This window comes from Mesorhizobium wenxiniae, assembly GCF_002284535.1.
GTDB lineage: Bacteria > Pseudomonadota > Alphaproteobacteria > Rhizobiales > Rhizobiaceae > Mesorhizobium > Mesorhizobium wenxiniae.
Genome location: NZ_NPKH01000039.1, coordinates 172,856 through 191,768, shown reverse-complemented (window position 1 = coordinate 191,768; position 18,913 = coordinate 172,856). Strand labels below are relative to the sequence as shown.

Sequence of the window (18,913 nt, the reverse complement as noted above, 5' to 3'; positions counted from 1 at the left end):
ATGGAACGGCGCTCTTGGAAATTCTTCGAGCGTATCGAGAGCTTGATAGTCGTTCTGATGCGCTCGTTGACGCTCGCTATTGGAGGTGCCGTGGTGGCTCTGATAGGCGCAATGTTTGGCTTGAGTTCGGTAAAGAATATTGGTGGTTCGATCGCGGGCCTAGGCGCGGTTGGGATTTTTGGCTGGATGTTCGTTACTGGCGATCTTGCGGGCGCGCTTTTAGGGAGATCCCGTCAGGGACCGAGCGTCGAGAAACAACAAGAACACGAAAGTAGAAAATGATGCTTGAGATCAAGAACCTGCATGCCCGCATTGTCGACGACGGCACCGAGATTATCCGCGGCCTCAACCTGACGGTGAAGGCCGGCGAGGTCGCCGCGATCATGGGACCGAACGGCTCGGGAAAGTCGACGCTGTCCTACATCCTCGCCGGGCGCGAGGATTATGAGGTCACCGAAGGCGATATCCTCTACAACGGCCAGTCGATCCTCGAAATGGATCCGGCCGAGCGCGCAACATCAGGCATCTTTCTCGCCTTTCAGTATCCGATGGAAATACCGGGCGTCGCGACAATGGAATTTTTGAAGGTGGCGATGAACGAGCAGCGCAAGGCGCGCGGCGAGGAACCGCTGAAGATCCCCGAATTCCTGAAGCGGGTGAAGGACGCCGCCGCCTCGCTCAACATGGACATGGCGATGCTGAAGCGGCCGCTCAATGTCGGCTTTTCCGGCGGCGAGAAGAAGCGCGCCGAGATCTTGCAGATGAAACTCCTGGAGCCGAACCTGTGCGTGCTCGACGAGACAGACTCAGGTCTCGACATCGATGCGCTGAAGATCGTCTCGGACGGCGTCAACGCGCTGCGCTCGCCCGACCGCGCCATCGTCATCATCACCCACTACCAGCGCCTGCTCCAACACATCGAGCCGGATACTGTGCACGTGCTCTACAGGGGCCAGGTGATCAAATCGGGCGACAAGTCGCTGGCGCTCGATCTCGAGGCCAATGGCTATGCCGGCGTGATCGGCCAAGCCGCGTGAGATGCCAGAAGGCGAGACAAAGCTAGGCAAGGCGAAACTGATGAATATACATACGACACCCCAGCGAACGCCAGCCGAAACGGCGCTGATCGACGCCTTCAGCGACCGGCTCTCGCTGCTGCCCGGCGACGGCACGGTGATGCTGAAGCGCGACGACGCCATCGAGGCGATCAAGAGCGGCCTGCCGACGCGGCGCATCGAATCCTGGCACTACACCGACCTGCGTCGCCTGCTGGCTTCGGTGCCGGACTTCGATCCCGCGGCTGCCGCCAAGGCGATCGCACCGATCGTTGAAGGCTCTGCCGTTCTGCCAGTCCTGAACGGCGTCTCGAGCACGAAGCTGCCGACGGTTGATGGCGTTGCGGTGCAGCGCCTGTCGGAGAAGCTGACCGACGGCAGCGCAGCACCTGGGCTCGATCCGTATGGCACCGACGATGCAATCGGCGCTCTGAACACCGCTTTCGTTGCAGACGGCTATTTTGTCGACATCTCCGACGGCACCGAACTGGACAAGCCGATCGAACTGCAGAACCTGCAGGCCGGCGGCCAGACGCATGTGCGCTTGGGCGTCCGCGTCGGCGCCGGCGCCAAGGCTGTTATCGTCGAGCGCCAGGCGGGCGAGGGCGCCGCACTCGTCAGCTCGGTCAGCCAGCTTCTGCTTGGCGAGGGCGCCGACGTGACGTGGCTGATCGTGCAGGAGCAGCCGGATACGGCCACGCATCTTGCCCAGTTCAAGGCGCATCTCGGCAAGAATGCGAAGCTGACGCTGTTCGTGATGAATGCCGGCGGCAAGCTGGTGCGCCAGGAGATCGTGGTCAAGACGACAGGCGAAGGCGCCGATTTCACGCTGCGCGGCATCAACCTGCTTGCCGGTGACACTCATACGGACGTGACCATGGTGCTCGACCATGCCGTGCCGCACACGGCTTCGACGGAAGTAATCCGCAATGTGGTTACCGGCAAGGCGCGCGGCATCTTCCAGGGGCGCATCAACGTCCACCAATATGCGCAGAAGACCAACGCCAAGATGGCCTGCAACACGCTGCTTCTGTCGGATGACGGCGAGTTCTCGACCAAGCCTGAGCTCGAAATCTTCGCCGACGATGTCGTCTGCGGCCATGGCGCGACCGTCACCGAGATCGACCATAGCCATCTGTTCTACCTGATGGCCCGCGGCATCGACGAGAAGACCGCGCGCGGCCTTCTGGTCAAGGCCTTCGTTGCCGAGGTGATTGAGGAGCTGGACGACGAGGCGATTGTCGAGGCGCTGGAGGCAAGGCTCGACGGCTGGTTCGTGGCGCACGGCTAGCGCCTTCCCTTCTCCCCTTGTGGGAGAAGGTGGATCGGCGCGTAGCGCCGAGACGGACGAGGGTGTTGGACGGAATGAGGCGATGAAGTTGTGATGGACCAGAAAGTCGAAAACATCCCCTACGACGTCGAGGCGATCCGCCGCGACTTCCCGATCCTGTCGCGGGAAGTCTACGGCAAGCCGTTGGTCTATCTCGACAACGGCGCCTCGGCGCAGAAGCCGCAGGTCGTGCTCGACACCATCCAGCACGCTTATTCCCAGGAATATGCCAACGTTCATCGCGGGCTGCATTTCCTGTCGAATGCCGCCACCGACGCCTATGAGAACGCGCGGAAGATAGTGCAGAGGTTTCTCAACGCGCCAAGCACCGACAACATCGTCTTCACCTCGAACACCACCGCGGCGATCAACACCGTCGCCTACGGCTTCGGCATGCCGAATATCGGCGAGGGCGACGAGATCGTGCTTTCGATCATGGAGCACCATTCCAATATCGTGCCGTGGCATTTCATCCGCGAGCGGCAGGGCGCCAACCTGGTCTGGGTGCCGGTCGACGATCTCGGCGTCTTCCACATCGAGGAGTTCGAGAAGCGGCTGACTGATCGCACAAAACTGGTCGCCATCACGCACATGTCGAATGCACTGGGCACGGTGACGCCGATCAAGGAGATCGTCCGCATCGCGCACGCACGCGGCATTCCGGTGCTGGTCGACGGCAGCCAGAGCGCCGTGCATATGCCGATCGACGTCGAGGATCTCGATTGCGATTTCTTCGTCTTCACCGGCCACAAGGTCTACGGTCCTTCGGGCATCGGCGTGCTCTATGGCAAGAAGGACATGCTGGAGCGCATGCGCCCGTTCATGGGCGGCGGCGAAATGATCGAGGAGGTGACGCAAGACATCGTCACCTACAACGATCCGCCGCACCGTTTCGAGGCTGGCACGCCGCCGATCGTGCAGGCGATCGGGCTGGGCGCTGCGCTGGAATACATGGAAAAGATCGGTCGCGAGCGCATCGCCGCCCATGAGGCGGATTTGAAGGACTATGCGCATGAGCGGCTGCGCGCCATCAATTCGCTGCGCATCTTCGGCGATGCGCCTGATAAGGGCGCCATCATCTCCTTCGAACTGCAGGGTATTCATGCGCATGACGTATCGATGGTGATCGACCGGCAGGGTATTGCTGTCCGCGCCGGCACCCATTGCGCCCAGCCGCTGTTGAAACGCTTCGGCGTAACTTCCACATGCAGGGCATCGTTCGGCATGTATAATACCAGGGCCGAAGTCGACGCTTTGGCCGATGCGCTCGAAAAAGCGCGAAAATTCTTCGGATGACTATCATGGATGATGCAGGTCGCACCGCTGAGACCACTTCGGAAACGACTGCCAACGGTCTGGTTTCCGCCTCGGCCATTCCCGCCGACGAACTGGCGCGGCTGACCGACGACATCGTCTCGGCGCTGAAGACGGTCTACGACCCGGAAATCCCGGCCGACATCTACGAGCTTGGCCTGATCTACAAGATCGACATCGAGGACGACCGCTCGGTCAAGATCGACATGACGCTGACCGCGCCTGGCTGTCCGGTGGCCGGCGAAATGCCGGGCTGGGTGGAAAATGCCGTCGGCGCCGTGGAGGGCCTTTCAGGCGTCGAGGTCACCATGACCTTCGATCCGCCCTGGTCACCCGACCGCATGTCGGAAGAGGCACAGGTCGCGGTGGGTTGGTACTAGCACCGGATATGACAAAGATTGGTGCACTTGCGCCAGGCAGAGAATTTCACCATTTTAGGTGAGGAATCATTCGGCAGGCCTTGAACCTGCGCGCAATGGAGAAAGACAAGATGGGACGCTTTGCCGTCATCACGATGACCGAAAAGGCCGCCGACCGGGTGCGCGAGATCGTCGCGACCCGTGAGAGTGCGTACGGCATTCGCCTTGGCATCAAGAAGGGCGGCTGCGCCGGCATGGAATATACGGTCGACCTGGTGACCGAGCCGAATGCCAAGGACGATCATGTCGAGCGCGACGGCGCCCATGTTTACGTCGCCCCCGAGGCCGCACTTTTCCTGTTCGGCACCGAGATGGATTTCGAGCAGACGACGCTGCGCACCGGCTTCACCTTCCGCAACCCGAACCAGAGCTCGGCCTGCGGCTGCGGCGAATCGGTCGAGTTGAAACCGGCCGATCTGAAGGCACTGGCCGAGGCGCGCGCTTCGGCCTGATCTTCCCTTGTCCCCGTTTACGGGGAGAAGGTGGCCCGAAGGGCCAGATGAGGGGCAGAGCATCTTCTCTCCGTAAACGGGAAGGACCTAATCCACCCACATTCCCGTTCGTTTGTGCCATCCGGCGATCGATTCTTCCGGATAGATATCGAAGACCCTGTCGCCCTCGCCGATCTCGGGCTCGACCCAGTTCGCTTTGTATTTCAGCATGAGGTGCACCTTTTCAGGCGGTTTCGGCAGGTCTGTGTCGATCGCCGATGCAAATGGGTGGACCAGCTCCGGCCACGTCGGATCGTAGAGCCAGAGTGCCGATCCGCATTTCCTGCAGAAATTCCGCTCGCCTGACGAGATCTCGCATTGTGGATGCTCGTCGTCTTCGATCTCGGCTTGATAGACGCCAAGGTTGCGCTTGCCCTTGATTTTCAGCGTATCGAAATCGGCACCGAGATTGATGGCAAAGCCGCCGCCGCCCTGCTGCTTGCGGCAGATCGAGCAGTAGCAAAGCATGAACGGCACCGGCGTGTGGCTTTCCACCTCGAAGCGGACGGCATCGCACCGGCAGGACCCTTTGAGCAAAAGCGGCATGATGAGGGACTCCGAAGAATTTGGCTCTCAACTTGTCAGCATGGTTTTGGTTGCGGCGATGACAAGGGGAAATCCGGGGTGACATGATCGCGGCATGGACAATGAACGCATTGCCGAACTTTTCGAAGGCCTCGGCCCAGTCAGCATTCGCAAGATGTTCGGCGGCAAGGGCATCTACTTCGACGGCGTCATCGTCGCCATCGTCATCCGTGGCGAATTGATGCTGAAGGCCGACTCGGAAAGCGCGCCCGAATTCGAAGCGGCCGGCTGCCGGCAATGGACCTACACCGGCTCGCGGCACGGCAAGCTCGTGTCCATGCCGTATTGGAGCATTCCCGACAGCGCCTTCGACGATCCGGACGAGATGGCGGTCTGGGCGCGCCGGGCCTATGAGGCGGGGCTGCGTGCCGGCAAATAGGCGGCCTCTCCACTGGTCATCAACTCATGCCAATTTTCTGCGGCTCGGGCACAAGGGCCAGCGCGTCGGCAAAGTCTGCTGCCGTAAAGACCGGCACAAGTTCGGCACTTTCGATCGCAAGCATTGCCGCGGCAACGCCGTCACGCAGCGCCGCGCGCAGCGTCAGGCCGCGCAGCAGGGCGGCGACCGTTGCGCCCGCCAGCGCATCCGCGGCGACGCCAGTGACTTTTCTTGGCGGCGGGATCGAGAAGGCGCCGGCCTCGTCGAAACCCAGCACCGGACCGTCATCCGACCTCACCACGCCATATTTGAGGCCGGCGCGCCTCAGGCGGTCGATGATATCACGCTCCGCCGTGTCGATACCGACATCGGCGAGTGCGATGGCCTCGCGCCGGTCCATGAAGACCATCGCCAGGCTGCCAAGCACCGGCGCGAACCGCACCGCCTTGTCTGGTGAGACGGCGAGGGCGAAGACCGGCTTGCCGGCGGCAAGCGCCACCAGCCGCTCCAGCGCCGTCGACGGCAGGTTGGCGTCGCACAGGACCGCATCGGCGGTGCTGATCGCCTCACGCACCTTGGCACGGCGGATCTGCTTGGGAAGCGCCAGGTCGTAGAGCGCCATGTCGGAAAGGCCGACGATCAGCGCGCCGTCGCCGTGGATTATCGTCGTGTTGCTCGGCGTCGTGCGATCGAGGAACACCACGGATAGATCGGCAATGCCGGCCGCAGCGATGGCGCGCGAGACCGTGTCGGCCAGAACATCGCCGCCGCGCACCGAAAGCAGCGAGCCGGAGACGCCGCGCCGCACGGCGCCGCGCAGAGCATTGAAGACGGCGCCGCCGACGGCCTCGCGCATCGTGCCGGGATTCGACGCCGCCGGCACAAAGGCGCCCGAAACCTGGCCGCGCCGATCTATATAGGCGCCGCCTACGGCCAGGATTGTCGGCGACTTCATCATGCCTGGGAGGAGACCTTTGCTGTTGCCGGGCAAAGACTAGGGTGTCCGGCGGAACCCGGCAACCGGAGGCGCGATTCGAAAGATGCCAGCACGATCCTGCGGGTGAAGCGGGATGCATCCTGGAGTGAAAACACGAAACAAAAAAAGAACAAATCCGGATATTGTTTGTTTTTCAAACGTTTGTCTCCCCTTGCCAGACGAGAACAAAAAAGGTACAAATTAATAAGGATTACGGATTGTCCGGCCTTCATTGACGACCAAGGGGTGATGTATCATGGCTCAGAATTCTTTGCGGCTTGTAGAGGACAAAGCAGTGGATAAATCAAAGGCTCTGGATGCGGCGCTGTCGCAAATCGAGCGTGCCTTCGGCAAGGGCTCGATCATGCGGCTCGGCGCAAACGAGCAGGTCGTCGAGATCGAAACGGTGCCGACCGGTTCGCTTGGCCTCGACATCGCGCTTGGCGTCGGCGGCCTGCCGCGCGGCCGCATCGTCGAGATCTATGGGCCGGAAAGCTCGGGCAAGACGACGCTGGCGCTGCACACGGTGGCCGAAGCCCAGAAGAAGGGCGGCATCTGCGCCTTTGTCGATGCCGAGCACGCGCTCGATCCGGTCTATGCGCGCAAGCTCGGCGTCGACCTCGAAAATCTGCTGATTTCGCAGCCCGATACCGGCGAACAGGCGCTGGAGATCTGCGACACGCTGGTGCGTTCCGGCGCCATCGACGTGCTGGTGGTCGATTCGGTCGCGGCGCTGACGCCGCGCGCCGAAATCGAGGGCGAAATGGGCGATTCACTGCCCGGCCTGCAGGCCCGCCTGATGAGCCAGGCGCTGCGCAAGCTGACCGCCTCGATCTCGCGCTCCAACACCATGGTCATCTTCATCAACCAGATCCGCATGAAGATCGGCGTGATGTTCGGTTCGCCCGAGACCACGACCGGCGGCAACGCGCTGAAATTCTATGCTTCGGTGCGCCTCGACATTCGCCGCATCGGCTCGGTCAAGGACCGCGACGAGGTCGTCGGCAACCAGACCCGCGTCAAGGTGGTCAAGAACAAGCTGGCGCCGCCCTTCAAGGTGGTCGAGTTCGACATCATGTATGGCGAGGGCGTGTCCAAGACCGGCGAGCTGGTCGACCTCGGCGTCAAGGCCGGCGTGGTCGAGAAGTCGGGCGCCTGGTTCTCCTATAATTCGCAGCGTCTCGGCCAGGGCCGCGAGAACGCAAAACTGTTCCTGCGCGACAATCCCGACACGGCACGCGAGATCGAGCTGGCGCTGAGGCAGAATGCCGGGCTGATCGCCGAGAAATTCCTCGAAAATGGCGGTTCCGAAGGCGGAGACGATGGTTTCGAGGACGAAGCGGGCGCGATGTAGGATACAGGCTGCCAGTCAAAGTTACCCGTTTGAGTTCGCGTATCCCGAATTGAGTTGGTGTATCGATGTGTTTATGCCGCCGGCCTTGGGCCGGCGGTTTGCGTTTTTGCCGGTAGCTCTGGTCATTCAGAACAGCCGGCAAGGGCTACGGTTTGGAGCAATTCCGTGTTTCTGGACAGGGTGCGGTGCGACCGCTAAAAGGCCATGTCTGTTTTCCGCCGGCAATCGGCGGTTCTCTCGAAAAGGCAGTATTCATGAGTGGCGTCAACGAGATCAGGTCGGCATTTCTCGACTATTTCCGCAAAGAGGGTCACGAGGTCGTCGCATCGAGCCCGCTGGTGCCGCGCAACGACCCGACGCTGATGTTCACCAACGCCGGCATGGTGCAGTTCAAGAACGTCTTCACCGGGTTGGAAAGCCGTCCCTATTCGCGCGCCACCACCTCGCAGAAATGCGTGCGCGCCGGCGGCAAGCACAACGATCTCGACAATGTCGGCTACACTGCCCGTCACCACACCTTCTTCGAGATGCTCGGCAATTTCTCCTTCGGCGATTATTTCAAGGAGCGCGCCATCGAGCTTGCCTGGAACCTGATCACCCGCGAGTTCGGCATCGCCAAGGACCGGCTTCTGGTGACCGTCTACCATACCGACGACGCGGCTGCGGGCTTCTGGAAGAAGATCGCCGGGCTGCCGGAGGACAGGATCATCCGGATCGCCACCAGCGACAATTTCTGGGCGATGGGCGATACCGGTCCCTGCGGCCCGTGCTCGGAAATCTTCTACGACCATGGCGCCGACATTCCGGGCGGCCCGCCCGGCAGCGCGGATGAGGACGGCGACCGTTTCATCGAGATCTGGAACCTCGTCTTCATGCAGTTCGAGCAGGTGACGAAGGCGGAGCGGATCGAACTGCCGCGCCCGTCCATCGACACCGGCATGGGGTTGGAGCGCATCGCAGCCGTCCTGCAGGGTGAGCACGACAATTACGACATCGACCTGTTCAAGGCGCTGATCCGTGCCTCGGAAGAGGCGACCGGCGTCAAGGCGGAAGGCAAGAACCGGGCGAGCCACCGCGTCATTGCCGATCACCTGCGCGCATCGAGCTTCCTCATCGCCGACGGCGTGCTGCCGTCGAACGAAGGCCGCGGCTACGTGCTGCGTCGCATCATGCGCCGCGCCATGCGCCATGCGCAGCTTTTGGGCGCCCGTGATCCGCTGATGTGGCGACTGGTGCCGGCGCTGGTGCGCGAGATGGGCCAGGCCTATCCCGAACTGGTGCGCGGCCAGCCGCTGATATCAGAGACGCTGAAGCTCGAGGAAACGCGCTTCCGAAAGACGCTGGCGCGCGGCCTCGGCCTGCTTGCCGACGCGACCGAGACGCTCGGCAGCGGCGACCGGCTTGACGGCGAGACAGCGTTCAAGCTCTACGACACCTATGGCTTCCCGCTCGACCTCACTCAGGACGCACTGCGCCCGCGCGGGGTTTCGGTCGATCTTGAGGGATTTAACGCGGCGATGGAGCGGCAGAAGGCCGAAGCGCGGAAGAGCTGGGCCGGCTCCGGCGACGCGGCCACCGAAACCGTCTGGTTCGCGGTGCGCGAGAAGGCGGGCGCGACCGAGTTTCTAGGCTACGACACCGAGCAAGCAGAAGGCATCGTTCAGGCGCTAGTCAGGGATGGCGCCGCGGTGGAGAGCGCCGTTGTCGGCGAAACCGTCGGCGTAGTCGTCAACCAGACGCCGTTCTATGGCGAGTCCGGCGGCCAGATGGGCGACACCGGCGTGATTTCGGGCGAAGGTTTTGCTATCGACGTCACCGACACGCAGAAGAAGGGCGACGGCCTGTTCGTGCATTTCGGCAAGGTCACCAAGGGCACCGTCAAGACGGGTGAAGCGGTCGAGTTGAAGGTCGACCATATCAGGCGCACGCGACTACGCTCAAACCATTCGGCGACCCACCTTGTCCACGAGGCGCTGCGCGAGGTGCTCGGCACCCATGTCGCGCAAAAGGGCTCGCTGGTCGCGCCGGAACGGCTGCGCTTCGACTTTTCCCATCCCAAGCCGATTTCGGCCGAGGAACTGGAACGCGTCGAGGCGATGGCCAACGAGATCGTCGTGCAGAACGGCCCGGTGACGACGAGGCTGATGAGCGTCGATGACGCGATTGCCGAGGGCGCCATGGCGCTGTTCGGCGAAAAATATGGCGACGAGGTCCGCGTCGTGTCGATGGGCACCGGGGTTGCCGGTGACAAGGCCGGCAAGCCCTATTCGGTCGAGCTCTGCGGCGGCACCCATGTCGGCGCCACCGGCGATATCGGCCTGGTCCGGCTGGTGTCGGAGGGCGCTGTCGCCGCTGGCGTACGCCGCATCGAGGCGCTGACCGGAGAGGCGGCCAGAAAGCATCTCGACGAACAGGACAGGCGGCTGAAGGCGGTCGCTGCCACGCTGAAGATTTCGCCGGCCGACGTGCCGGCCCGCGTCGAGGCGCTGCTTGACGAGCGCAAGAAGCTTGAGAAGGACCTGACCGAGGCGCGCAAGAAGCTGGCGCTGGGCGACCGCTCGCCAGCCGGCGTGCCTGCGGAAAACGAAACCATTGCCGGTGTCGGTTTTCTCGGCAAGGCGGTATCGGGCGTCGCGCCAAAGGATTTGAAGCCGTTGGCCGATGCCGGCAAGAAGTCGCTCGGCTCCGGCGTCGTCGTCTTCGTTGGCGCCGGCGAGGACAACAAGGCGAGCGTCGTGGTCGGCGTCACCGACGACCTGACCGGCCGCTTCAGCGCCGTCGATCTGGTCCGCGTGGCATCCGCGGCATTGGGCGGGCAGGGCGGCGGCGGTCGACCCGATATGGCCCAGGCCGGCGGCCCGGATGCCTCGAAGGCCGAGAACGCGATCGCTGCAGTGAAAGCGGCGCTGGAAGCGGCGTGAACATGTACCAGTAGGGCGGGCCGAAATGGCGGCGGGGATAATGTGACCACGTTGACGATGTATCAAGTCGACGCGTTTGCCGAACGGGCTTTCCAGGGCAACCCTGCTGCCGTTCTCATTTTGGAGGACTGGTTATCGGACGATGTGATTCAGGCTATCGCAAACGAGAACAACCTTGCTGAAACCGCGTTTGCGCGGCCGAATGGCGAGAGTTGGGATTTGCGCTGGTTCACGCCGGTTCATGAAGCCGACTTCTGTGGCCATGCAACTCTTGCGACCGCCCATGTGTTGGCCGCGGAACACAATGTGCCTGGTGACATGGCCTTTGCCACGCGGGTGGGTGAGCTACGGGTTTCCCAACGGGAAGGTGCCTACCAGCTCGAGCTGCCGTGTTTTCCGCCGCAGCCGCTCGGCGGGAAGTTAATGCAGGCACTGCAAGAGATATTTCCTCTGGGGTCCGTTTCGAGCTTCCGCAATTTCGAAAATCTGTTTGTCGAGCTTGTCGACGAGGCATCCGTACGGTCATTCGTTCCCGATCTGCTTAGGATCGGAACCCTTCATCCTCTTGGCCTGGTCATTACCGCGCCTGGGCGAGCCCATGATTTCGTCTCGCGTTATTTCGTGCCCGGAGCGGGCATTCCCGAGGATCCGGTGACTGGGTCAACTCATGCAACACTGGTGCCTTACTGGTCTGAAAAACTCGGCAAGACGCATCTGTCGGCATTCCAATGTTCGCAGCGCGGCGGGCATTTGCTGTGTGACCTGGCTGGAGATCGCGTGCTGATCGCAGGTCGTGCGAAGACCTTCATGAAGGCGGAAATCTACCTTCCCGAATGAGCAGCTGCCATTCGCCTCACCCTGCCTTTTTAGTTCCGGAAAAGCTTGGACGCTGAGCGATGCGGTCCCACCATGCCCGAATATCGGGAAACTCGGCCAGCAGCTTCCGCCCTTCGGCGACCTTGACGAAATAGCCGATGATTGGCGCGGCATGCAGGTCGGCGAGCGTCAGTTGCTCGCCCAACAGCCATGGCCCCTCGGCTTTCAGCGATGAGAGCGCCCGTAGTGTCGTTCTCGCCTGCCGAAGTCCGGCCGCGATCAAAGCCTCGTCAGGCGCCGTCTTCTCCAGCCGCTCGACAGCGACATCCCAGACCATGGCCCGATAGGCATAGGCGTCGAGCAGGCCGATGATCTGGTTCATGGTTGCGCGAGGCCGAACTTCGACCGGTTGCAACGCCGGGCCATCAAAGGCCCCGTCGACATAACGGGCAATCGCGCTGGTCTCGTATAGGCGGAACCCGTCATGCTCGAAGGCAGGGATGCGGCCGAACGGGTGATGGTCGAAATACCAGCCCGAAGTGCCGTCCGCCGCAAAGATGTCGACCGGCACAAGTTCGTAGTCGATGCCTTTTTCCGCGAGCACGAGGCGGACGATGCGCACGTAGACGCTATAGTCCGCCCCGTAGACGACCGGTTTGCTCATGATGCTCACTACAGCGCCGCGCGTCTTTTCATACGCGCAAAGGACGCTGTAGCACTTTGATTTTGCGCATGATCCTGTCCGAAAATGATTCCGGTTTTCAGGGTCATGCGTCAGGCCATCGCCTTCTGCAGGTTCTCGTCGATCTTGTCGAGGAAGCCGGTGGTCGAAAGCCATGGCTGGTCGGGACCGATCAGCAGCGACAGATCCTTGGTCATGAAGCCGGCCTCGACGGTCTGGATGCAGACCCTTTCCAGCGTCTCGGCAAAACGCTTCAACTCGGCATTGTCGTCGAGCTTGGCGCGATGGGCGAGGCCGCGTGTCCAGGCGAAGATCGACGCGATCGAATTGGTCGAGGTTTCCTCGCCCTTCTGATGCTGGCGATAGTGACGGGTGACGGTGCCATGTGCGGCCTCCGCCTCCACCGTCTTGCCATCCGGCGTCATCAGCACCGATGTCATCAGGCCGAGCGAACCGAAGCCTTGCGCCACAGTGTCCGACTGCACGTCGCCATCATAGTTCTTGCAGGCCCAGACATAGCCGCCCGACCATTTCAGGCTGGAGGCGACCATGTCGTCGATCAGCCGGTGCTCGTACCAGATCTTTTTCGCCTTGAATTCGGCTTCGAACTCAGCCTCGTAGACTTCCTGGAAAATGTCCTTGAACCGACCGTCATAGGCCTTGAGGATGGTGTTCTTGGTCGAGAGGTAGACCGGATAATGGCGCAGCAGGCCGTAATTCAGCGAGGCGCGGGCGAATTCGCGGATCGACTCGTCGAGGTTGTACATTGCCATGGCGACGCCGGCGGCCGGCGCATCGAACACGTCATGCTCGATCACCTTGCCGTCCTCGCCGACGAACTTGATCGTCAGCTTGCCCTTGCCGGGAAAGCGGAAGTCGGTGGCGCGGTACTGGTCGCCGAAAGCATGACGGCCGACGATGATCGGCTTGGTCCAGCCGGGCACCAGCCGCGGCACGTTCTTCATGATGATCGGCTCGCGAAAGATGGTGCCGCCGAGGATGTTGCGGATCGTGCCGTTCGGCGACTTCCACATCTTCTTCAGCTTGAATTCTTCGACGCGCTGCTCGTCGGGCGTGATCGTCGCGCATTTCACGCCGACGCCGTGTTTCTTGATGGCATTGGCCGCCTCGATGGTCACCTGGTCGTTGGTGGCGTCGCGGTGCTCGACGCCGAGGTCGTAATATTCAAGCTTCAGATCGAGATAGGGGTGGATCAGCTTGTCCTTGATGAACTGCCAGATGATGCGGGTCATCTCGTCGCCGTCGAGTTCGACGACCGGGTTCGCCACCTTGATCTTCGCCATGGAAAGAATGCCTCATTGTTGGGATCGGAACGGCCTTGCCCGCATGGCTTTCGGCCGGGATGGGCCCGTATATCAAAGCATTTTTGGCCGCGCAAACGGCGATCCGCGCGGGCGTGCTTCACCATCGCCATCGGCCACTCTTTGTGAAAGCTTCATTTTCGCGGCCGGATATGGCAGGGGACGCTGAAATGCCGCAAACAGCAGTTCATTGACAGCCATGCAAGCCAGCAACGACATCCCTCCTGCCGCAGGCCCGGCGATCATCCTGGTCGAGCCGCAGCTCGGCGAGAATATCGGCATGGTCGCGCGCGCCATGGCGAATTTCGGTCTGTCCGAGCTGCGCCTCGTCAATCCGCGCGACGGCTGGCCGAGCGCAAAGGCGCGCGCTGCCGCGAGCCGGGCCGACCATGTGATAGATGCCGCTAGGGTATTTGACGATTTGGCCTCGGCGGTCGCCGACCTGAATTTCGTCTTCGCCACCACGGCGCGCGCACGCGATAATTTCAAGCCGGTGCGCGGACCGGTCGAGGCGGGCAGGGCGCTAAGGGCGCGCCAGCAAGCCGGACAGCGCACCGGCATCCTGTTCGGCCGCGAGCGGTTCGGGCTCTACAACGACGAGGTTGGCTTGGCCGACGAGATCGTCACCTTCCCGGTCGATCCCGCCTTCTCCTCGCTCAATATCGCCCAGGCGGCCCTGCTGATGTCCTATGAATGGATGAAGTCCGGCCTGGAAGATGAGACGAAAACCAATTTTTCCAGCCCCGACATGATGCCGGCGACTAAGGAACAATTGCACGGCCTGTTCGCGTATCTGGAAGGCGCGCTCGAAGCGCGCGGCTATTTCCGCCCGGCGCCGAAGAAGCCGAAGATGGTCGACAATCTGCGCGCGGTGCTGACGCGCGCCGGCTTCGCCGAGCCGGAACTCAAGGTGCTGCGCGGCATAATATCATCGCTGGACAGGTTTTCGCCGGCCATGCCGCGCGGCGACGGATCGCCGGGCGATGATCCAAGGCGGCTTCCGGCGGCGGCCGCACGCGCCGCGAAGGCGACAGACAAAGATCAGGCTTAACCACGAGTAACCGAATGTTATTTGGTGTGGTCCATCATTTTAGGATGATGGACCTTCCAATGTGACCATCTTCCTGACGTGGTCCCCAGCCTCTCTCGCAATCCCAGCCTTCTCTCGTAATCCGAGCCTTCCCTCGCGACTCAAATGACAATGACCGACCCCTCAGGCGCCCGCCCGATCCTGATGTTCGATTCCGGCATCGGCGGCCTGACGGTTTTGCGCGAAGCGCGCGTGCTGATGCCCGACCGCCGCTTCGTCTATGTCGCCGACGATGCGGCTTTCCCTTATGGCGCTTGGGAGGAACCGGCACTGAGGGCGCATATACTGGAGCTGTTCGGCAAGCTGCTCGACCGTTTTTCGCCGGCCATCTCGGTCATCGCCTGCAATACCGCTTCGACGCTGGTCATCGATGCGTTGCGTGAGAGATTTCCCGGCCACCCTTTCGTCGGCACGGTGCCGGCGATCAAGCCGGCGGCGGAACGCACTCGCTCCGGGTTGGTTTCGGTGCTGGCGACGCCCGGCACCGTCAAACGCCAGTATACGCGCGACCTGATCGGCAAATGGGCGCAAAAATGCCACGTCCGCCTGGTTGGCAGCGATAATCTGGCGGGGCTGGCCGAGGTTTATATGCGAGATGGCTTTGTCGATGAAGAAGCGGTGCGAACCGAGATCGCGCCGTGCTTCGTCGAACACGATGAGCTGCGGACCGATATCGTCGTGCTTGCCTGCACCCATTATCCGTTTCTGGCCAACCGCATGCGCAAAACGGCACCTTGGCCGGTCGATTGGCTCGATCCCGCCGAGGCGATCGCACGGCGGGCGCTCTCGCTGCTCGCGGGCACCGAGGCCAGGAATCGCGGCGAGGCGTTGCCGGAAGGCGCCGACCTTGCTGTCTTCACGTCGAAGCGGGTTGATTTCCCGACTCGCCGCCTGATGCAGGGGTTTGGGCTGGCGATTTCCTGATACCTGGGAACATCACCCGGACCGGTGCGTTTTTCCCTCATTGGAAGACGGGAGAAACGATCATGCCAGCCACTTCAAAAGCCCAGCAGAAAGCCGCAGGAGCGGCATTGTCCGCCAAGCGTGGCGAGACCAAAAAGAGTGAGCTCAAAGGCGCTTCGAAGGGAATGTACAAATCGATGAGCGAAAAGCAGCTCGAGGAATTCGCGGAGACCAAGCGTAAAGACCTGCCCGAGAAGAAATCAAAGCACTAGCCGCTCATCCGCACCCGCACGGAGGGCGGGTCCGGTTCCGCAGTTGGATGGCCGCGGTCCAGCACACAGCGCACAGCTGGTCGGTTATCCGCCAGCCGCAAGCTTGACACCGGTTAAATCTCCGTTTAATCAGCCCACCAACACCGGGCCGCAACGCCCGGTGGTTTCTTTATGTGCGCAAGACGTTTGGGAAGCGCTCTATTTTCCCAGGTCTTGTGTAAAATGACGTGTCCCGTGGGTTTTCCGCCGCGTTGCGTGGGAAAACCCTGTCAGGTCTCGAAAACGGGGGCCAGAGGAGGGCGCGTTTCCTTCACCCGGACCATGAGGTTCCGGGTGTGTTGTTTTGAAAGGGAATGCGATGAGCAAGCGCGAATCCGCGAAATACAAGATCGACCGCCGTCTCGGCGAAAACATCTGGGGCCGCCCGAAATCCCCGGTCAACAAGCGAGAATACGGTCCCGGCCAGCACGGCCAGCGCCGCAAGGGCAAGCTTTCCGATTTCGGCCTGCAGCTTCGTGCCAAGCAGAAGCTGAAGGGTCACTACGGCGACGTTTCGGAAAAGCAGTTCCGCAAGGTCTATGAAGAGGCGGATCGCCGCAAGGGCGACACCTCGGAGAACCTGATCGGCCTGCTCGAGTCGCGTCTCGACGCGGTCGTCTACCGCGCCAAGTTCGTGCCGACCATTTTTGCCGCTCGCCAGTTCGTCAATCACGGCCACATTAATGTCAACGGCAAGCGCGTCAACATCGGCTCATACCGCTGCAAGCCGGGCGACGTCATCGAAGTGCGCGAAAAGTCGAAGCAGCTGGTGATCGTCCTGGAATCAGTGGGCTTGGCCGAGCGCGACGTGCCTGACTACATCGAGGTCGACCACAACAAGATGACAGCGACCTTCGGTCGCATCCCCGGCCTATCGGATGTTCCTTTCGCCGTGCAGATGGAACCGAACCTGGTCGTCGAATTCTATTCGCGCTGATCGAACGCGCCGTCTGCGACAGCATCGAAGGCCGCCCATCGAGGCGGCCTTTTCTTTGTCCGGTTTTGGTCCGCCCAGCTTTTCTTTGTCAGCCATGCTAGAGCGATGTGCATTAGCTTGGACGCACAAAGTACGCTCTGGTTCGTTCTATTTGCGCATCATGCTTTTCGAAAATCGATTTCGGTTTTCGGGCCGATGCGTTAATCCGGGCAGCAACAAGGACTTTGGGGCCGACGCGCCATGAACATGCTGCCAGACGCCAGAACACTCGGACCGATCGCCGATGCCGCAGGCGGCTTTCATCCGCTGTTTGCCGATGTGCCGTCCTCCGTCGAGTTCAACAAGCTGCGCAAGCGGCTGCTGCGCCTCGCCCGTCAGGCGATCGATGATTTTTCGATGGTGAAATCAGGCGATCGCTGGCTCGTCGCCTTGTCCGGCGGCAAGGATTCCTACGGCCTGCTCGCTTTGCTGCTCGACCTCAAATGGCGCGGGCTGCTGCCGGTCGACCTGTTGGCTTGCAATCTCGACCAGGGCCAGCCGAATTTTCCGAAACACATTCTGCCCGATTATCTCAACACATACGCCATTCCGCACCGCATCGAATATCAGGACACCTATTCGGTGGTGACCGACAAGCTTCCCCAGGGCAGCACCTATTGTTCGCTGTGCTCGCGGCTCAGGCGCGGCCATCTCTACCGCATCGCGCGGGAGGAGGGCTGCTCGGCTTTGGTGCTCGGCCACCACCGCGAGGACATTCTCGAAACCTTTTTCATGAATCTGTTCCATGGCGGGCGCCTCGCCGCCATGCCGCCAAAACTGCTCAACGACGACGGCGACGTCATGGTGCTGCGGCCGCTCGCCTATTGCGCCGAGGCCGATCTCGAAAAATTCGCCGGCGCCATGAAATTCCCGATCATCCCGTGCGATCTGTGCGGCAGCCAGGACGGCTTACAGCGCATTGCGATGAAGGCGATGCTCGACGACTTGGAAAAGCGCATGCCCGGCCGCAAGGACACGATGATCCACGCCATGACCAATGTGCGGCCTTCGCATCTGCTCGATCGCAAACTCTTCGATTTCGCCGCCCTCAACGAAACCCTTACACGGCAAGACGTTCCCGATGACATTTGACGATACCGCGATCGACTGGCTTGCCAAGCTTCTGTCCGACGCCGCCATTGCCGAGATCATGCCGCGCTTTCGACGGCTGGATGAGGGCGAGGTCCGCCAGAAGACCTCGGCAGCCGACCTGGTGACGGAGGCCGACGTGAATGCTGAGCGGCTCATCACCGTCAGGCTGCGTGAGCGCTACCCCCAGGCGATGATCGTCGGCGAGGAAGCCTGCTCCGACGACCCGGCGCTGCTCCAGGGCCTCGGCGAAGCCGATCTTGCCTTCGTCATCGATCCAGTCGACGGCACCTTCAATTTCGCCTCGGGCGTGCCGCTGTTCGGCGTTATGCTTGGCGTCGTCGTGAAGGGCGAGACCGTCGGCGGCATCATTCACGATCCCGTCGGCAAGGACTGGCTGATCGGCGCCAAGGGTGCTGGCAGCCACATACGGCATGCGCATGGCACTCTGGAGAAGGTGCATGTCGCCGAGCCTGCGCCGATCTCGCAAATGACCGGCGCGGTGTCCTGGCAATATATGCCTGAGCCGGACCGGTCACGGCTGGCGCGCAACCAGACGAAATCCTTGTCGCAATTCGGCTATCGCTGCGCGGCTCACGAATACCGCCTGCTGGCGAGCGGCCACGCCCACTTCGTTGTCTACAACAAGTTGATGCCGTGGGATCACCTGGCCGGTGTGCTGATCCATGCCGAGGCAGGTGGTTACGCGGCGCGTTTCGACGGCAGCGCCTATCTGCCTTCGCATGTCGGAGGTGGCCTTCTTGTCGCACCGGACGAAGAAAGCTGGCGCGAACTGCGCCGCGAACTCTGGGCGGAATAGGCCGTCCGGCATCGATCCGGTTCGGGCCACGCCCGGCCGATCTCGATTTGCCCGAGTTGCGCTCGATACGATCCGATTTT

At 61.8% G+C, this 18,913-nt stretch carries 20 protein-coding genes; 16 read left to right on the top strand and 4 right to left on the bottom strand.

What is annotated here, in order from left to right; genetic code table 11:
- The 6 genes from CIT31_RS31150 to sufA all read left to right on the top strand — a co-directional run bounded on the left by CIT31_RS31150 (window position 1) and on the right by sufA (window position 4,570).
- A complete protein-coding gene (locus tag CIT31_RS31150; protein ID WP_095521675.1) occupies window positions 1-282 on the top strand; it encodes a hypothetical protein in 282 nt (93 codons plus the stop codon).
- On the top strand, window positions 282-1,037 hold the full coding sequence (gene sufC / locus CIT31_RS31145) for a Fe-S cluster assembly ATPase SufC (RefSeq protein WP_095521879.1): 756 nt from the start codon (window positions 282-284) through the stop codon (window positions 1,035-1,037). The genes CIT31_RS31150 and sufC overlap by 1 nt, the downstream gene beginning before the upstream one ends.
- A gap of 40 nt (window positions 1,038-1,077) precedes the next feature.
- The gene (gene sufD, locus CIT31_RS31140; RefSeq protein WP_095521878.1) at window positions 1,078-2,346 is read left to right on the top strand and encodes a Fe-S cluster assembly protein SufD; all 1,269 of its coding nucleotides are present in this window, start codon (window positions 1,078-1,080) and stop codon (window positions 2,344-2,346) included.
- 93 nt (window positions 2,347-2,439) lie between these two features.
- The gene (locus CIT31_RS31135; RefSeq protein WP_095521674.1) at window positions 2,440-3,681 is read left to right on the top strand and encodes a cysteine desulfurase; all 1,242 of its coding nucleotides are present in this window, start codon (window positions 2,440-2,442) and stop codon (window positions 3,679-3,681) included.
- Between the two features lie 5 nt (window positions 3,682-3,686).
- A complete protein-coding gene (locus CIT31_RS31130) occupies window positions 3,687-4,079 on the top strand; it encodes an SUF system Fe-S cluster assembly protein (RefSeq protein ID WP_095521877.1) in 393 nt (130 codons plus the stop codon).
- Window positions 4,080-4,189: 110 nt separating this feature from the next.
- Window positions 4,190-4,570: a Fe-S cluster assembly scaffold SufA gene (gene sufA / locus CIT31_RS31125; RefSeq protein ID WP_095521876.1), complete on the top strand. Its 381-nt coding sequence runs from the start codon at window positions 4,190-4,192 to the stop codon at window positions 4,568-4,570.
- Between the two features lie 87 nt (window positions 4,571-4,657).
- Here sufA and CIT31_RS31120 read toward each other — a convergent pair whose 3' ends face one another.
- Window positions 4,658-5,155, bottom strand: coding sequence for a GFA family protein (locus tag CIT31_RS31120; RefSeq protein ID WP_095521673.1), 498 nt, complete (start codon window positions 5,153-5,155; stop codon window positions 4,658-4,660).
- A 94-nt stretch (window positions 5,156-5,249) separates the two neighbouring features.
- Between CIT31_RS31120 and CIT31_RS31115 the strand changes: the two genes are divergently transcribed.
- Window positions 5,250-5,573 carry a TfoX/Sxy family protein gene (locus tag CIT31_RS31115; RefSeq protein ID WP_029353596.1) on the top strand — a complete coding sequence of 108 codons (324 nt, stop codon included), beginning with the start codon at window positions 5,250-5,252 and terminating at the stop codon, window positions 5,571-5,573.
- A gap of 19 nt (window positions 5,574-5,592) precedes the next feature.
- Here CIT31_RS31115 and CIT31_RS31110 read toward each other — a convergent pair whose 3' ends face one another.
- Window positions 5,593-6,531, bottom strand: coding sequence for a carbohydrate kinase family protein (locus CIT31_RS31110; RefSeq protein ID WP_095521672.1), 939 nt, complete (start codon window positions 6,529-6,531; stop codon window positions 5,593-5,595).
- Between the two features lie 274 nt (window positions 6,532-6,805).
- Between CIT31_RS31110 and recA the strand changes: the two genes are divergently transcribed.
- From recA to CIT31_RS31095, 3 genes are all read left to right on the top strand, one after another.
- The gene (gene recA / locus CIT31_RS31105; protein WP_008875470.1) at window positions 6,806-7,903 is read left to right on the top strand and encodes a recombinase RecA; all 1,098 of its coding nucleotides are present in this window, start codon (window positions 6,806-6,808) and stop codon (window positions 7,901-7,903) included.
- Between the two features lie 254 nt (window positions 7,904-8,157).
- Entirely contained in the window at window positions 8,158-10,824 is a 2,667-nt protein-coding gene (alaS, locus tag CIT31_RS31100) for an alanine--tRNA ligase (protein ID WP_095521875.1), read from the top strand.
- 57 nt (window positions 10,825-10,881) lie between these two features.
- Window positions 10,882-11,661: a PhzF family phenazine biosynthesis protein gene (locus CIT31_RS31095; RefSeq protein WP_095521671.1), complete on the top strand. Its 780-nt coding sequence runs from the start codon at window positions 10,882-10,884 to the stop codon at window positions 11,659-11,661.
- A 16-nt stretch (window positions 11,662-11,677) separates the two neighbouring features.
- Here CIT31_RS31095 and CIT31_RS31090 read toward each other — a convergent pair whose 3' ends face one another.
- Both CIT31_RS31090 and CIT31_RS31085 read right to left on the bottom strand, forming a co-directional pair.
- Window positions 11,678-12,304 (bottom strand): glutathione S-transferase family protein, encoded by a 627-nt coding sequence (locus CIT31_RS31090; protein WP_095521874.1) that lies wholly within the window; start codon window positions 12,302-12,304, stop codon window positions 11,678-11,680.
- A gap of 110 nt (window positions 12,305-12,414) precedes the next feature.
- Window positions 12,415-13,626 (bottom strand): NADP-dependent isocitrate dehydrogenase, encoded by a 1,212-nt coding sequence (locus CIT31_RS31085; RefSeq protein WP_095521670.1) that lies wholly within the window; start codon window positions 13,624-13,626, stop codon window positions 12,415-12,417.
- 217 nt (window positions 13,627-13,843) lie between these two features.
- Between CIT31_RS31085 and CIT31_RS31080 the strand changes: the two genes are divergently transcribed.
- The 6 genes from CIT31_RS31080 (at window position 13,844) to CIT31_RS31055 (ending at window position 18,833) form a co-directional block, all read left to right on the top strand.
- Window positions 13,844-14,695 carry an RNA methyltransferase gene (locus CIT31_RS31080; protein WP_095521669.1) on the top strand — a complete coding sequence of 284 codons (852 nt, stop codon included), beginning with the start codon at window positions 13,844-13,846 and terminating at the stop codon, window positions 14,693-14,695.
- Window positions 14,696-14,845: 150 nt separating this feature from the next.
- Window positions 14,846-15,658 (top strand): glutamate racemase, encoded by an 813-nt coding sequence (murI, locus tag CIT31_RS31075; protein WP_095521668.1) that lies wholly within the window; start codon window positions 14,846-14,848, stop codon window positions 15,656-15,658.
- A gap of 62 nt (window positions 15,659-15,720) precedes the next feature.
- Window positions 15,721-15,909, top strand: coding sequence for a DUF3008 family protein (locus tag CIT31_RS31070; protein WP_095521667.1), 189 nt, complete (start codon window positions 15,721-15,723; stop codon window positions 15,907-15,909).
- 358 nt (window positions 15,910-16,267) lie between these two features.
- Complete coding sequence (gene rpsD, locus CIT31_RS31065; protein WP_029353615.1) at window positions 16,268-16,885, top strand: 30S ribosomal protein S4; 618 nt, start codon at window positions 16,268-16,270, stop codon at window positions 16,883-16,885.
- Between the two features lie 240 nt (window positions 16,886-17,125).
- Window positions 17,126-18,016 carry a tRNA 2-thiocytidine(32) synthetase TtcA gene (ttcA, locus tag CIT31_RS31060; protein WP_095521666.1) on the top strand — a complete coding sequence of 297 codons (891 nt, stop codon included), beginning with the start codon at window positions 17,126-17,128 and terminating at the stop codon, window positions 18,014-18,016.
- A complete protein-coding gene (locus tag CIT31_RS31055; RefSeq protein WP_095521665.1) occupies window positions 18,006-18,833 on the top strand; it encodes an inositol monophosphatase family protein in 828 nt (275 codons plus the stop codon). Before ttcA ends, CIT31_RS31055 begins: the two co-directional genes overlap by 11 nt.
- Window positions 18,834-18,913 lie beyond the last annotated feature (80 nt).

Excerpts from the sequence above, each read along its gene's own strand:
- CIT31_RS31150 (WP_095521675.1), top strand. The coding sequence starts at position 1 with ATGGAACGGCGCTCTTGGAAATTCTTCGAGCGTATCGAGAGCTTGATA.
- sufC (WP_095521879.1), top strand. The coding sequence starts at position 282 with ATGCTTGAGATCAAGAACCTGCATGCCCGCATTGTCGACGACGGCACC.
- sufD (WP_095521878.1), top strand. The coding sequence starts at position 1,078 with ATGAATATACATACGACACCCCAGCGAACGCCAGCCGAAACGGCGCTG.
- CIT31_RS31135 (WP_095521674.1), top strand. The coding sequence starts at position 2,440 with ATGGACCAGAAAGTCGAAAACATCCCCTACGACGTCGAGGCGATCCGC.
- CIT31_RS31130 (WP_095521877.1), top strand. The coding sequence starts at position 3,687 with ATGGATGATGCAGGTCGCACCGCTGAGACCACTTCGGAAACGACTGCC.
- sufA (WP_095521876.1), top strand. The coding sequence starts at position 4,190 with ATGGGACGCTTTGCCGTCATCACGATGACCGAAAAGGCCGCCGACCGG.
- CIT31_RS31120 (WP_095521673.1), bottom strand. The coding sequence starts at position 5,155 with ATGCCGCTTTTGCTCAAAGGGTCCTGCCGGTGCGATGCCGTCCGCTTC.
- CIT31_RS31115 (WP_029353596.1), top strand. The coding sequence starts at position 5,250 with ATGGACAATGAACGCATTGCCGAACTTTTCGAAGGCCTCGGCCCAGTC.
- CIT31_RS31110 (WP_095521672.1), bottom strand. The coding sequence starts at position 6,531 with ATGATGAAGTCGCCGACAATCCTGGCCGTAGGCGGCGCCTATATAGAT.
- recA (WP_008875470.1), top strand. The coding sequence starts at position 6,806 with ATGGCTCAGAATTCTTTGCGGCTTGTAGAGGACAAAGCAGTGGATAAA.
- alaS (WP_095521875.1), top strand. The coding sequence starts at position 8,158 with ATGAGTGGCGTCAACGAGATCAGGTCGGCATTTCTCGACTATTTCCGC.
- CIT31_RS31095 (WP_095521671.1), top strand. The coding sequence starts at position 10,882 with ATGTATCAAGTCGACGCGTTTGCCGAACGGGCTTTCCAGGGCAACCCT.
- CIT31_RS31090 (WP_095521874.1), bottom strand. The coding sequence starts at position 12,304 with ATGAGCAAACCGGTCGTCTACGGGGCGGACTATAGCGTCTACGTGCGC.
- CIT31_RS31085 (WP_095521670.1), bottom strand. The coding sequence starts at position 13,626 with ATGGCGAAGATCAAGGTGGCGAACCCGGTCGTCGAACTCGACGGCGAC.
- CIT31_RS31080 (WP_095521669.1), top strand. The coding sequence starts at position 13,844 with ATGCAAGCCAGCAACGACATCCCTCCTGCCGCAGGCCCGGCGATCATC.
- murI (WP_095521668.1), top strand. The coding sequence starts at position 14,846 with ATGACCGACCCCTCAGGCGCCCGCCCGATCCTGATGTTCGATTCCGGC.
- CIT31_RS31070 (WP_095521667.1), top strand. The coding sequence starts at position 15,721 with ATGCCAGCCACTTCAAAAGCCCAGCAGAAAGCCGCAGGAGCGGCATTG.
- rpsD (WP_029353615.1), top strand. The coding sequence starts at position 16,268 with ATGAGCAAGCGCGAATCCGCGAAATACAAGATCGACCGCCGTCTCGGC.
- ttcA (WP_095521666.1), top strand. The coding sequence starts at position 17,126 with ATGAACATGCTGCCAGACGCCAGAACACTCGGACCGATCGCCGATGCC.
- CIT31_RS31055 (WP_095521665.1), top strand. The coding sequence starts at position 18,006 with ATGACATTTGACGATACCGCGATCGACTGGCTTGCCAAGCTTCTGTCC.